This window comes from Bradyrhizobium zhanjiangense, assembly GCF_004114935.1.
Lineage (GTDB): Bacteria > Pseudomonadota > Alphaproteobacteria > Rhizobiales > Xanthobacteraceae > Bradyrhizobium > Bradyrhizobium zhanjiangense.
In genome coordinates, this window is the sequence record NZ_CP022221.1 from 3,636,758 (window position 1) to 3,649,789 (window position 13,032).

10 protein-coding genes and 1 pseudogene are annotated in these 13,032 nt (G+C 61.8%); 6 read left to right on the plus strand and 5 right to left on the minus strand.

From position 1 onward, the window contains the following. Window positions 1-74 precede the first annotated feature (74 nt). From XH85_RS17065 to XH85_RS17085, 5 genes are all read left to right on the plus strand, one after another. On the plus strand, window positions 75-944 hold the full coding sequence (locus XH85_RS17065; RefSeq protein WP_128932721.1) for a branched-chain amino acid ABC transporter permease: 870 nt from the start codon (window positions 75-77) through the stop codon (window positions 942-944). A gap of 8 nt (window positions 945-952) precedes the next feature. After that, window positions 953-1,981, plus strand: a complete 1,029-nt coding sequence (locus XH85_RS17070) for a branched-chain amino acid ABC transporter permease (protein ID WP_128932722.1) — start codon at window positions 953-955, stop codon at window positions 1,979-1,981. After that, window positions 1,978-2,733, plus strand: coding sequence for an ABC transporter ATP-binding protein (locus XH85_RS17075; RefSeq protein ID WP_128932723.1), 756 nt, complete (start codon window positions 1,978-1,980; stop codon window positions 2,731-2,733). Before XH85_RS17070 ends, XH85_RS17075 begins: the two co-directional genes overlap by 4 nt. Continuing rightward, complete coding sequence (locus XH85_RS17080) at window positions 2,726-3,442, plus strand: ABC transporter ATP-binding protein (RefSeq protein ID WP_128932724.1); 717 nt, start codon at window positions 2,726-2,728, stop codon at window positions 3,440-3,442. The genes XH85_RS17075 and XH85_RS17080 overlap by 8 nt, the downstream gene beginning before the upstream one ends. 70 nt (window positions 3,443-3,512) lie before the next feature. Next, entirely contained in the window at window positions 3,513-4,631 is a 1,119-nt protein-coding gene (locus XH85_RS17085; RefSeq protein ID WP_128932725.1) for a cobalamin-independent methionine synthase II family protein, read from the plus strand. A 13-nt stretch (window positions 4,632-4,644) separates the two neighbouring features. Here the strand turns inward: XH85_RS17085 and XH85_RS17090 are convergent. From XH85_RS17090 to XH85_RS17110, 5 genes and pseudogenes are all read right to left on the minus strand, one after another. After that, window positions 4,645-5,415 (minus strand): annotated as a pseudogene (locus XH85_RS17090) (caspase family protein); the annotation flags it as partial. 182 nt (window positions 5,416-5,597) lie between these two features. Continuing rightward, entirely contained in the window at window positions 5,598-8,198 is a 2,601-nt protein-coding gene (locus XH85_RS17095) for a hypothetical protein (RefSeq protein ID WP_128932726.1), read from the minus strand. A gap of 1 nt (window position 8,199) precedes the next feature. Then, entirely contained in the window at window positions 8,200-8,949 is a 750-nt protein-coding gene (locus tag XH85_RS17100; RefSeq protein WP_128932727.1) for a class I SAM-dependent methyltransferase, read from the minus strand. A 10-nt stretch (window positions 8,950-8,959) separates the two neighbouring features. Next, entirely contained in the window at window positions 8,960-10,447 is a 1,488-nt protein-coding gene (locus XH85_RS17105; RefSeq protein WP_245473474.1) for a glycosyltransferase, read from the minus strand. A 20-nt stretch (window positions 10,448-10,467) separates the two neighbouring features. Next, complete coding sequence (locus tag XH85_RS17110; protein WP_128932728.1) at window positions 10,468-11,310, minus strand: FkbM family methyltransferase; 843 nt, start codon at window positions 11,308-11,310, stop codon at window positions 10,468-10,470. A gap of 353 nt (window positions 11,311-11,663) precedes the next feature. On the opposite strand from XH85_RS17110, the gene XH85_RS17115 reads away from it, so the two are divergent. After that, complete coding sequence (locus XH85_RS17115; RefSeq protein WP_128932729.1) at window positions 11,664-13,019, plus strand: hypothetical protein; 1,356 nt, start codon at window positions 11,664-11,666, stop codon at window positions 13,017-13,019. Window positions 13,020-13,032 lie beyond the last annotated feature (13 nt).

Here is a 13,032-nt window from a genome sequence, read left to right on the forward strand (position 1 = left end):
CAACCCTCTCCCGCAAGCAGGAGAGGGAGCGCAGCACGGCCCTTGGCCACACTTGAGATGACTTTCGACCCTCGATGACCACAATCCTCACCAACCTATTCGATGGCGTTGCCTACGGCATGCTGCTGTTCGTGCTCGCCTGCGGGCTCGCGGTCACGCTTGGCCTGATGAACTTCGTCAACCTCGCCCATGGCGCCTTCGCCATGGCCGGCGGCTATGTCTGCACGGTGCTGGTCAACCGGATGGGCTGGCCGTTCTTCGCCGCGCTGCCGCTCGCCTTCGCTTCCGCGGCCGCGATCGGCATTGCGCTCGAACGCACGCTCTACCGGCACCTCTATGCGCGCAGCCATCTCGACCAGGTGCTGTTCACGATCGGCCTGACCTTCATGTCGGTGGCGGCGGTCGATTACATCCAGGGCTCCTCGCGCGTCTTCATCAATTTGCCCGCCGCGCTTCAGGGTCAGTTCGACGTGTTCGGCGTCGGCATCGGCCGCTACCGGCTGATGATCATCGTGATCTGCGGCCTGCTCACCATCGGCCTGCAGATGGTGCTGGCCAAGACGCGCTTCGGCAGCCGTCTCCGCGCCGCCGTCGATGATCCCCGCGCCGCGAGCGGCCTCGGCATCAACGTGCCGCAAGTGTTCGCCTTCACGTTCGCTTTTGGCTGCGGGCTCGCCGGCCTCGGCGGCGCGCTGAGCGCCGAGATCCTCGGCCTCGATCCGTACTTTCCGCTGAAATTCATGATCTACTTCCTGATCGTGGTCACAGTCGGCGGTTCGTCCTCGATCACCGGGCCGTTCCTGGCCTCGCTCCTGCTCGGCATCGGGGACGTCGCCGGAAAATACTACGTGCCGAAGATGGGCCCCTTCGTGATCTACACCATGATGATCGTGATCCTGATCTGGCGCCCGAACGGCCTGTTTGGCCGCACGGCCGCGCGTTGAGTTCGCCGATGAGCGCTTCCTCCGACGTCGGTCATCACGCCCAGCGCCAGGCGCGCTGGCACTATGGCGAAGTCGCCTTCTGGCTCATCGTATTGGCCTGCGGCTTCGCCTTTCCCACGCGCTATCTGATCATGACCGACATCCTGCGGCTGGCGCTGTTCACGATGTCGCTCGATCTCATCCTCGGCTATGCCGGCATCGTCTCGCTCGGCCATGCCGCCTTCTTCGGCGTCGGCGCCTATGCGGCGGGACTTCTCGCGCTGCACGGCATCATCAAAGAGCCCGTGCTGGCGCTGATCGTCGCCGGCCTTGCGGCGATGGTGCTCGGCTTTGCCACCAGCTTCCTGGTGATCCGCGGCGTCGACCTGACCCGGCTGATGGTGACGCTCGGCATCGCCCTGCTGCTGGAAGCGCTGGCCGAACGCTTCTCCAACATCACCGGTGGCACCGACGGCCTGCAAGGCATCGAGATGCAGCCGATCTTCGGCGAGATCCCCTTCGACATGTTCGGCAAAGCCGGCTTCTTCTACTCGCTGGCCGTGCTGTTCCTCCTGTTCCTGCTCGCCCGCCGCGTCGTGCATTCGCCGTTCGGCCTGTCGCTGCGCGCGATCAAGAACAATCCGCTGCGGGCCGCCGCCATCGGCATCCCCGTCAACCGCCGCCTGATCGCGATCTACACGCTGGCGGCGTTCTATGCCGGCATTGCGGGGGCGCTGTTCACCCAGACCACCGCGATCGCCTCGCTCGACGTGTTTGCGTTCGAGCGCTCCGCCGATCTGATGCTGGTGCTGGTCATCGGCGGCACCGGCTATCTCTATGGCGGGCTGATCGGCGCGGTGGTGTTCCGCATGCTCCAGGAATTGTTCTCGACCATCACTCCGCAATACTGGCAGTTCTGGATCGGCCTCGTGCTGGTCGTGATCGTGCTGATCGGCCGCCAGCGCCTCCACCGCTGGGTGCTCTATGTGCCGAACCTGGTGATCAGGCAGGTGGCCGGGCGCAAGGCCGTCGTCGCGGTGCCGGAGAGCGACGCATGACCATCGCGCTCGAAACGAAGAATCTCGAAAAGCAGTTCGGCGGCCTGCGCGTCACGCGCGACCTGTCCTTGAAGATCGAGCAGGGCGCCCGCCATGCCCTGATCGGCCCGAACGGTGCCGGAAAGACCACGGTCATCAACCAGCTCACCGGCGTTCTCAAGCCGAACTCGGGCCGCATCCTGCTCGAAGGCCAGGACATCACGGATCTGCCCGTGCACAAGCGCGTGCTGCGCGGCCTGTCGCGCACGTTCCAGATCAACCAGCTCTACCCGGACCTGACCCCGCTCGAGACCATCGGCCTCGCCGTGTCCGAGCGCCTCGGCCATGGCGGCGACTGGTGGCGGCGGATGGGGACGCGCGGCGACGTCAACGGTGAGGTCGCCGATCTGCTCACGCGCTTCCACCTGCTCGACGTCATGAACGAGCAGACCGTGACGCTGCCTTACGGCAAGCAGCGTCTGCTCGAGATCGCGGTGGCGATCGCGGCCAAGCCCCGCGTGCTGCTGCTCGACGAGCCCGCCGCCGGCGTGCCCGAGAGCGAGCGCCATGACATTCTCGCGGTCGTCAGCGCACTGCCGCGCGACGTCACCGTGCTGCTGATCGAGCACGACATGGACCTCGTCTTCTCCTTTGCCGACCGCATCTCGGTGCTGGTCTCGGGCGCGCTGCTCACCGAGGGGCCGCCCGAACAAGTCGCGCGCGATCCGCAGGTCAAGGCGGTCTATCTCGGCGAGGAGGCGGTCAATGACTGACCTGCTCGCGATCGACTCCCTTCGCGCCGGCTACGGCGAAGCGGTGGTGCTGCCCAACATGTCGCTGCGCCTCGCCGAGGGGCAGGTGCTGGCGCTGCTCGGCCGCAACGGCACCGGCAAGACCACGCTGATCAATTCCATCGTCGGTGTCACCCGCCGTTTCTCGGGTTCGGTCGCGCTTGCCGGCGCGGATGTCACCTCGCTCCGGCCTGACCAGCGCGCGCGCGCCGGCATCGGCTGGGTGCCGCAGGAGCGCAACATCTTCCGCTCGCTCACGGTGGAAGAGAACATGACCGCGGTGGCGCAGCCCGGCCCGTGGACGGTCGCGAAGGTCTACGAGATGTTCCCGCGGCTGAAGGAGCGGCGGAGCAATTTTGGCAACCAGCTCTCCGGCGGCGAGCAGCAGATGCTAGCGATCGGCCGCGCGCTGACCCTCAATCCGAAAGTCCTGCTGCTGGACGAGCCGACCGAGGGCCTCGCCCCCATCATCGTCGAGGAGCTGCTCAAGGCGATCGGCACCATCACCCGGGCGGGCGGCATCTGCTCGATCATCGTCGAGCAGAATGCCCAAAAGATTCTGGGGCTGGCCGACCGCGTTGTGATATTGGAGCGCGGAACGATCGTCCACGATGCCCCGAGCGCGGCGCTGAAGGCCGACCCATCCGTCCTGGAGCGCCACCTCGGCGTCGCCGGAGCGGCCGCCCATTGATCTTCGCCTCTCGCCGCAGGCGAGGAGAGGGAGTACAACTTGCGCCACTGAAATTTCGGGAGAGATAACAATGCAGCGAACCAAAGCCCCCTTCCGCGCCGACGAGGTCGGCAGCCTTCTGCGTCCCGCCAAGATCAAGGAAGCCCGCAGTCGTCTGGAGAAGGGCGAGATCTCGGCCGACGATCTGCGCAAGATCGAGGACATGGAGATCGAGAAGGTCGTGCACAAGCAGGCCTCGATCGGGCTCAAGCTTGCGACCGACGGCGAATTCCGTCGCTCCTGGTGGCATTTCGACTTCCTGGCCAAGCTCACCGGCTGCGAGCTGTTCCACCCCGACACCGGCATCCAGTTCGCGGGCGTGCAGACCCGTCACGACGCAGTGCGCGTGATCGGCAAGCTCGACTTCCCCGACAACCACCCGATGCTGGATCACTTCCGCTTCCTGAAGAAGTATGCCGACCAGGCCCACGTCACCGCCAAGATGACGATCCCGTCGCCGGCCGTGCTGCACTTCCGCGGCGGTCGCAAGTCGATCTCCAAGGACGTCTATCCCGATCTCGACGCCTTCTACGAGGACCTCGGCAAGACCTATCGCAAGGCCGTGAAGGCGTTCTACGATGCCGGCTGCCGCTATCTCCAGTTCGACGACACCGTCTGGGCCTATCTCTGCTCGCAGGACGAACTGCAGAAGGCGCGCGAGCGCGGCGACAATCCCGAAGGCCTGCAGCAGATCTATGTCCGCATCATCAACTACGCGCTGGCCGAGAAGCCCGCCGACATGGTGGTGACGACGCATGTCTGCCGCGGCAATTTCCGCTCGACCTGGATCTCCTCGGGCGGCTACGAGCCGGTCGCCGAGACCCTGCTCGCCGGCACCAATTACGACGGCTATTTCCTCGAATACGACAGCGATCGCGCCGGCGGCTTCGAGCCGCTGCGCTTCCTGCCCAAGGGGAACAAGGTCGTCGTGGTCGGCGTCATCACCTCGAAGTTCGGCGAGCTCGAGAAAAAGGACGACATCAAGCGCCGCCTGGAGGAAGCCGCCAAGTTCGCCCCGCTGGAGCAGCTCGCGCTGTCGCCGCAATGCGGCTTCGCTTCGACGGAAGAGGGCAACATCCTTTCTGAGGAAGAGCAGTGGGCCAAGCTCAGCCTCGCGGTCGAGATCGCAAAGGAGGTGTGGGGCAAGTGACCCGTATGCGCCGTCATTGCTCAGCGAGATAGACCTCGCCGAGCAGCGAGGAGTTCACCACGGCACCTGCTTTCCCTTGGTCGCGGCGAAGAGCTCGGTGCGGACCCGCGTCAGCATCTGCTTCACGTCGAGGCCGGACGCGCCGACATGGCGCGACAGTGCTGCCGAAAACGCTTTCGCCGCCGAGCGCGACCTGGCCCGGCGCGGTCGCGAACGCGCTGCGTGCCGGCGCCGAGCGTCGAGCTCGATCCGAGCGAGGCGGGTGCGGCAAGGCCGGAGCCGGCCTCGAAGCCGCGGCTAGGGCCCGCGGAAGCCACCTGCGGCGCCATCGGATTGTTGCGGCAGGCATCGAGGATCAGGATATTGGTGTGGATCTGGTCGTCGAGACCGGCCATGATGGTGTCCACGTCGACCATCGCGTCGGTCATGCGTGCGCCTGCCTTGAACTCGATATCGACAGGCACGAGCTAGTTGCGGCCATCGACCTGCACACCATGGCGGACATAGACCACCGCGATCTGCGACCGCGCGGCCTCGCGCAGGAAACCATGATCGTCATCTGCATCGCGTCGCGCCCGAGATCGAGACCTTCGGAGACGGCGAAGCCGATGTCCCGCTGGTTTTTGGCGACGCGGCGTCGATCATTTGGTCGGCCGGCGTCTCGGTCGTACAGAGCGGGCCGAGCTGGGCGCGCGCCTGGGCGAAGCAAGGCGCCGCCCCCAGGATGGAAGCAAGCAGGCTGGGGATCACGAGCAGGCGGCGCATCGGTCATCTCGGGTGCTGGTCGTCATGGTGATCGGCGACGACGGTCCATGCCTGTTTGGTAATCGGGCAGCAAAGCGGGTTCAATTGCCAGGAAAAATGAATGCAACGATCCGTGGTCTCGCAACCCGGAGGCGGTTGCTCCCGCCCTGGCAGCGGCAAGTCAGGGCTGGGAGGCGGCTCACGCGAGCGTTGTTAAGGATGTCATCGCTCGGTCGCCGGCCACGGCTCTGCCTTCGTGACATAGACCCAATACGGAACGCTAAATCCTGAATGTAACTGGCCCCATGGCTTCAAATCGAAATGCCAAGCTCGAACGTCGCGACGTTCAACGACTTCCGCCGGGACAATATACAGAGGCTCGCCAATCACGCCCTCTTCTAGGCGTGGAGCAAACACGAAGCCAAACGGCAACGGCGGCATGATGGGGTGGATCAGATCTTGATATCGTTCCACGCCGCTTTGAGCGATCATCGCTGCGAACTCCGCAAGATGAACGGAAGGAATGTCCGCGCGAAGAGGCTGGTTGTCCTCGACGACAAGGAAACCAGACATCCGACGACCGCCGAGTACGAGAGATTCCTTCTGGCTTATCGGGTTGCTTGCGCTATCCACTTTCTCGGCCAAGACGTGGTGAACTGCCCAAGGCACGCAAACGAAGAGCGCTGCCACCACAACCAACCCAACGAATCCGTTTCGTGACAGTCGGGAGTGTGGAGAGGAGTCGGTCGCTGCCCATGTGCGACTGCTCAGTCCCAGCGCAAAGAACAGCGCCATCATCGGCTGACTTGCGGCGAGCGCGCGTGCGCCATCATCGAAGTAAATGAATGCGGACGATGCCACGATACTCGTCCAGAGAAGGGCCCAGAATGTGAGTTCGATGGCTTTCGCTCGCCGTATGGCGCCGTACAAGAGACCGACGATGCATATCGTCGTCAGCACGTTCTGAGCCAGCCAGTCAGGCTGGACGACCCAACCGTAGCCTCTCCAAAGCACTCCAGGAAACTTCGTCGCGAATTCCCCGACGCTCTCGGCCAATCGCTGAAAGAGGACGCCAGGATTGGCACGAAAATTCGTCCAGGCGGCGGAGTAAAGTTGCCGAACCATAGCTTCTTCGGTGCCCACAACAGGCGTACTTTCCGCGGCGAGTTTCTTGAGGCAGCCGTCCCAAGTTGTCCCGATCGAAAGGCCACAGAGCACGTAGGCAAAATTGCCAGTCGTCGTCGAACCAGAGCCTGCCCCATAGGCCCGTGGCAGCACGGAATTCAATCCGAGAACGCCGAGTAGAATACAGGATGATGCAAGGCCAATCCTGAGCTTTGCTTTGGCCCCCCGTCCGAATTGCCAGACCAGCCAGACCAGGAGAGCGGGAATCGTAAACATGCTCCCCATTCGCGTCATCAATGCCATGGTTGTCATCGCAAATGCGACCAGTGCTGCACTGACGGAGCGATCGTCGAAAGCCTTGAGGAAGAACGGGATCGACAGCAGCGCCCAGAACAATCCCAATGGCTCGGTGAGCGTTGTCGGCACGAAGTATCGGCCGTAAATATAAGCCAGCGCAAAGAAAGCTATTCCGGCCCAGATGCCGCGCCACTTCATGATCGCATGTGTTGCGAAGCAAATCGCGCCTGCTAGCAGGCAAGCCTGCAGGATCAGCATATGCTGCAGCGAAAGGTTGCCAAAAATCAGCAGAACCGATCTGAAAGCCGCAGCCAAAGGCCGCCGAAGCGCGAACCAGCTCCAACTGCCATGCGCCACCTGACTTTGGGCAGACGCCAAGTAGCCGTTTGCGTCTGAAAACGGAAGCAGACCGCCGAGAATCGTGGGACTGGGATCGCTTGGTCTGACGACTCCCGCCCACATGGAGCTGATGCAAAAAAATAACGCACATGCGACGATCGGGAATCCAGACCAGACGAGGAGCCTTCGCAGGAACTCTTCGTGTGATTCTGTCTGGGACTGACGAGACGCATTCGAGCCGATCAACCACGTCGTTACCGCACCGAGCCCAGCGAGCATCAAGAACGGGTACGGGAGATACGGCTCGTTGCTGGCGGCCCATTTGGCTAACGGCGACCAACGGATCAGCGCGGTGGTTGGCAGCGCATAGCCGCTCGCCAGGGCATAGAGACTGGCGATGACGAATACCGCCGAAGCAGCCAACGCGGCCCCGCAGAGCCCCGCCAGGATCCAATAGGGCGTAGCCAACACGACGGTCCTCGATCGCTCCCCATATCGGTTCACGAACGATCCGAGCGGCCCGGAATACGCAAAACAGCCGAGCAGAGCGCACAGTATCGCAAGTGCAGAGGTGACCCAGGCTCTCGGTCGCACGCTGTAGCGAAGGGTTGCTACGGCCGCCCCATCGTTCCTGACGTAAGGAGGGAGCGCGAAGATCACGTAATTCCCCCAGTGGCTAAAGCCGGTCGTTGTACCTGACCGGATGATTTCGTGCAGGGTGTGCGGGGGTCCCATCTTGCGGCCGTTGATGCGCAGGTCGAGGATGGACTGAAGGGGTTTCTCGCCGTTGTCTCCGAGCACAGGTTGGCGCCACCATGGAGCGGGCGGCTCCTGCGGAACGGCTAATATGAAGGAGGCCTGCGGCGGATTTGTTTCCACCGTGAATGGACCGGCGAATTCAAATTCCGTCTGCTTCATACCGAGCTGGAGCGCGAGAGCCACCAGCGTCAAGAGGACGACTGGCCAGAATATCAATCTTGCACCGACGGACTTCCAGTCGCTGAGATGGCGAATAGAAGCCGGCTCGGTAGCAGCTCCGCTCCTCCTCAGCAGGTACTGCATCCTATACTCGCTCCAGCACGACGATCATTCGGAACGCGAGGTGCTTTCGAAGAGCCGCTGGTACCATCTTTTCAAGCTGCAGCGTCGGGCTTACCAGAGCCGCTGGAATCAATGACCATCTCTGCAATCCGCCGCTCATTGGGTAGGCAAACAGGCTGTGCCAGTCCACACTGCTCACGCGCAGCGATGGCACCGTCTGTTCCACGCGCCGACGGGCCGGCTCTGTGGCAAATAGCAGAGTGGGAACGGCCTGGTTTGCATCGAACGGGTCACGATTGGGATCGATCGGCACCGGAGCGAATGGATCGGCAGTCATATCCACGGGCTCTTCGTGAAAGTGGTCGTAGAACCTGCGCGCCAGCGTCGTCATCGCTGGCTCGATCATCACCAGCCGTCCGCCTGGCTTCAGCACGCGTGACGCTTCGTTGAGGAATTCGATGGGGCGCTCCAGATGATGCAAGACGTCGAGCATCACCACGCCGCCAAATACGCTGCCTTGGAATGGCAGCCGGTGAGCGTCGGCCACGACATCGATGCCGGGAAAGCGCAGGATGTCGACGGAGACGACATCCGTGCGAGTTTGCTTGATGTGGGCGGTGCCCCCACCGATATCGAGAATTGCGCCCTCCGGACAGTTCTCAAAGAGCTGCCGATGGTAATCTTGGTAAAGAAGACGAATCGCCCGCTTCGTTTCCCACACTTCGCGGTGAACGATCTGGCGCTGGTTCAAGCCGGCTGGATTGTTTGTCACGGCTCACCGATCATATAGCTTTGAGCTTGCGATACGCGAATACAACCATCTTCAGGAGCAGCCAGCCATCGCGAAATCGCGAAATTTGGGTCTCGCCGAACGTGCGGGCTTTGTAGTGAATCGGTGTTTCGATCAGCTTCAGGTTTTGCTTTACCGCACCGAAAATCAGGTCGAAGTCACCGAACGGATCGAAGTTGCCGAAATAGGATCGCTCGCGTGCCAGCACCTCGTAGTCCTTTCTCAGCAGGACCTTGGTGCCACACAATGTGTCGGTCAATCGCGTGTTGGTCAGATAGCTGAAGATGTACGCAAAGCATCGATTGGCAATCAGGTTGAGCGGCCGCATCGCCTCGTTTTCCATCGGATAGATGAGGCGGCTGCCATTGACGAATTCAGCCTTTCCGCTTTCAATCACGGCATGATATTTTGGTAACGCCTCTGGCGGCATGGTCAGGTCCGCATCGAGGATCATCAGCACGTCCTGCTTGGCCGCCGCAAAGCCTTTTCGTACCGCGTCGCCTTTGCCCTTGCCGTCCTGCTTGAGCACCGTGATGTCCCAAACGCCCCGATAGGCGTCGCGAACCCGTTCGCACTCCTCGAACGTGCCGTCACTCGAGTTGCCCTCGACGAAGATGATCTCCTGTGCGCTGCCGAACCTGGGCATGCGCCTAATGGCGCTTTCGATGTTGCCGCGTTCGTTGCGGCAAGGAATGAGGATGCTTGCCGAAAGCTTCCGGTCGGTAAACTGCCGTATCGGGCGCCCTACAAGATATGTCCGCAAGCACAGATTGCGGATGCCTGGCAGCGGTGCGATAAACCGATTGATGAACGGCCCCAAGCCGAACCACCTTCGCGGCAGCAATTGCCGTTGCTCGTGCCTAATGACCTCAAGGTCGGCAAGATCCATCAGGTTAAGGAAGTCCGAGGTTGCGATATAATTGATCTTCGGCTGCCGGCTCTTCAGCTTGAGCATTTCTCCAATCTTGAGGATCGGTTCCCAAAGCGGGGAATAGTAGGAGATCACCAGTCGCGTCGATGGTGAGCAGATCCTCTGGATCAGTCCCAGCGTTCCATCGATATCGTCGAACATCCCGATCGTATCCGCGACAACGATGTAGTCAAATGGACCTTCGATCGCGTCAAACGTTTGCGGGTTCTCCACGTCGCCTTCATGAAACTGCAGATTTGGAAATCGCTCGCGCGCCCGCGTGATCGCCGCGCGGCTGAAGTCGACGCCCACTCCATAGGAGGGCTCAAGCGCAGCGAGCAGCTCGCCACGGCCGCAACCCAGTTCGAGCACACGCTTGCCAGGAGGAATCAGGAAGCGCATGTATTGAAGGTCTTCGGCATAGTAAGCCGAATTGATCTTCCGCCAGCGCTCCTGTTCCTCGAGCGTGGCTTCGATGCGCTCCAGGAATTTGCGCTTACGTTTGCTGAGCGGCTGCGGCTCATTGGGCACCGTCGTCGCTGAACTCGTCTGGGATGAATAAAGGGCCAATGCTATCTCCGACAGTCACACTATTGCGCACGGGCAATTGCATTGATGCAGGCGCCGTCCGAAACCATTCGGCCTAGTTCAGCGGCCGAGGAAGGCAGGGCCTTGCCGCGCTTTTCATCGAAAAAACGGTATCCGTTTGGAATGAAATACGAAAAGAGCTCCTCCAGCGAGGTGCCTCGTTCCTCGAGCACGTAGGGAGCCAGTTCCATGATGAAAATCGGCTTGACGTCCTTCATGAGCTTTGGCGCTCCGCGGAGGACATCACATTCGTAACCATCCACATCCAGCTTCACGAGCTGCACCCGAAGATCGGAGTACTGGGCCAGAACATCGTCGAGCCTGCGCGCTTGCGCCGCTTCCGTGCGCATTTCACGCCCAAGGTGCTTTGCGTGCAAATCGGATTCGTTGGTGAGAGGCCAGCTCGAATAGATGGCTGACGGAACCGGCTCGGCGTCCTGGCCGGTTAGGAAGCAGTGAAAAGGTGTCACCCGCCTCTGCAACTCGGGATTCAATTCGAGATTGCGGTTGAGCTTGCGAAAGGCAAAGTCGGTCGGCTCGAAGGCGAGAACGCGTCCTTCCGGGCCAACTAGGTGAGCCAGATGGAGAGTGTGTGCTCCTACGTTGGCCCCGATGTCGAGGACCAGCGACGCGGGCTTCACAAGTGTGCGTAGCGTAGCCCTCGTTTGGCGCTCGTAGATGTTGCCGAGATAAATGGCGAAATCTATTCCCTGCGCTAGGTCCAGATCGTAGTTGATGCCGTTTCTGACGGCGATCTGGCGATCGGATTTTCCCAGCAGCGACCGTCCTGCGCGGACGGCGCGGTACATCAAGCGAGCAGCGCCGATCTTGTGAGTGGTTTTCATTGGCGGATTTAGTGTCCCTAAAGCCGGCACTCTTAACGAACGTTGGCGCGGTTGTAAAACGTGGGAATGGTCACTCGTCGCGTTCGCGCTCATCGAAGTGAAAGGCTGTGGAACTTTTGTTTGGAAATCGTTGGTTGTGACAATTTGCGCGCAGTGCGTGGCGCTAGAAGGCCCCCTTGCGCGGATCGGCCGAGGTGGCGGTCGGGTCGAGATGGTGACCTGAGTCCCCCGGCATGGTCCTCCCGGCGACAATCGCGCGCCGGCCTTCCCCTAGTGGGCAAGCGATGATATGGATCTATTGCTCGCTGTCTCTGCCCACTCTTGTCCCACTCTGCTGTCCGCCGCGTCCCCCGATGAAAAACGCCGAAATCCTGAGCCAGATCACCGAGTTCTGCCGCAAGGCGGACATGGCGGAATCGACCTTCGGTCGGCGCGCGGTCAACGACGGGAAGCTCGTGCATCGGCTGCGCGAGGGAAAGCGCATCACCATCGACACCCTGGAGCGGATCCAGGCCTATATGGCCGCATCGATGGCCGGCGGGGTGCCGCCGCCGCGAGGACTTCAGGTGCCGCCGGAAAAACGCGACCCGCGCGGCAATTTCCGCTTCTTCGAGAACCGCCAGAAATACTTGCTGTTCGTCCACACCTGCAGCGAGAAGCGGGTGATCGCAGACAGGGTTGCCTTGGAGCTAAGCTCCATCCATCCGCGTCCGCCGGCGCTGCGCCTGTTCGACGCCGGCGTCGGCGATGGCACGGTCCTGGCGCGGGTGCTGCGCGCAACGCACCAGCGCTTTCCCCACATGCCGTTCTATGTTGCGGGCAAAGAGCTCAGCCTCGAGGATCTGCGCCTGACGCTGGAGAAGGTGCCGGACCGCATTTTCGAGCATCCGGCGTCGGTGTTTGTCTTCACCAACATGTTCTACGCGGAAGCGCCTTGGCTGACGCCGGCATCGCCTGCGGCGGCGGCGGCCACCGTCTGGCACGAGGTGCCGCTGCGCGGCGCTTCATCGGGCGAGTTCGAGCAGCAGATCGCGGAACTGCGGCCGTTCTTGGAGCAGAACTGGCGCGCCGCGATCAGCCCACGCACGGCTATGCCGCTCTACGAGCGGCCTGTCGTCCTCGTGCTCTATCGCGAGGACCACAGGTTTCTCTTGGATTCGACCATTCCGCGACCGGGCCAGACCGAGGCCAATTTCGACCTCGTCATCGCATCCCAGCCCTACCGGGCGCTGTCCTCGGTTAATTTCCGGGCCAAGCGGATCATTGCACCCTTGGCGCGGGCGCTCCGGCCCGGCGGCAGGCTGATCGGAATCCACTCCCACGGCCAGGATCCGGGCATGGAAATGATCCAGGCGATCTGGCCTGGAGAAAATCCTTTCTCAGTCAGCCGTCATGAGCTACTGCGTGCAGTTAAGTATGAACTTGGATCGGTGGGCCGCGACTTAAATTTTAATGCTTACGCGGATAACCGTTCGATCTTCAGGTATGATATGGAAGCGCTGCCCAACGAGGTCACCGGCACCATCGGCACCTCGACGGCCTTTGCAGCGTGGAATGCGGCGGTGTATGTCGCTCAGATTGAGGACGACCGGTTGACAGAAATGACTCAAAACGGCCGCACTCTGGATGCCGCCAGGGACGTGCTGCGCAAGTACAATGGGCTCTGGTTTCTCGACGAATCCTACGTCATCTCGCGTCGGCGTGATTGACATCATCAAAAGT

What these genes read in the sequence shown, in the direction of transcription:
- XH85_RS17065 (WP_128932721.1), top strand. Translation starts at nt 75, where the DNA reads ATGACCACAATCCTCACCAACCTATTCGATGGCGTTGCCTACGGCATG.
- XH85_RS17070 (WP_128932722.1), top strand. Translation starts at nt 953, where the DNA reads ATGAGCGCTTCCTCCGACGTCGGTCATCACGCCCAGCGCCAGGCGCGC.
- XH85_RS17075 (WP_128932723.1), top strand. Translation starts at nt 1,978, where the DNA reads ATGACCATCGCGCTCGAAACGAAGAATCTCGAAAAGCAGTTCGGCGGC.
- XH85_RS17080 (WP_128932724.1), top strand. Translation starts at nt 2,726, where the DNA reads ATGACTGACCTGCTCGCGATCGACTCCCTTCGCGCCGGCTACGGCGAA.
- XH85_RS17085 (WP_128932725.1), top strand. Translation starts at nt 3,513, where the DNA reads ATGCAGCGAACCAAAGCCCCCTTCCGCGCCGACGAGGTCGGCAGCCTT.
- XH85_RS17095 (WP_128932726.1), bottom strand. Translation starts at nt 8,198, where the DNA reads ATGCAGTACCTGCTGAGGAGGAGCGGAGCTGCTACCGAGCCGGCTTCT.
- XH85_RS17110 (WP_128932728.1), bottom strand. Translation starts at nt 11,310, where the DNA reads ATGAAAACCACTCACAAGATCGGCGCTGCTCGCTTGATGTACCGCGCC.
- XH85_RS17115 (WP_128932729.1), top strand. Translation starts at nt 11,664, where the DNA reads ATGAAAAACGCCGAAATCCTGAGCCAGATCACCGAGTTCTGCCGCAAG.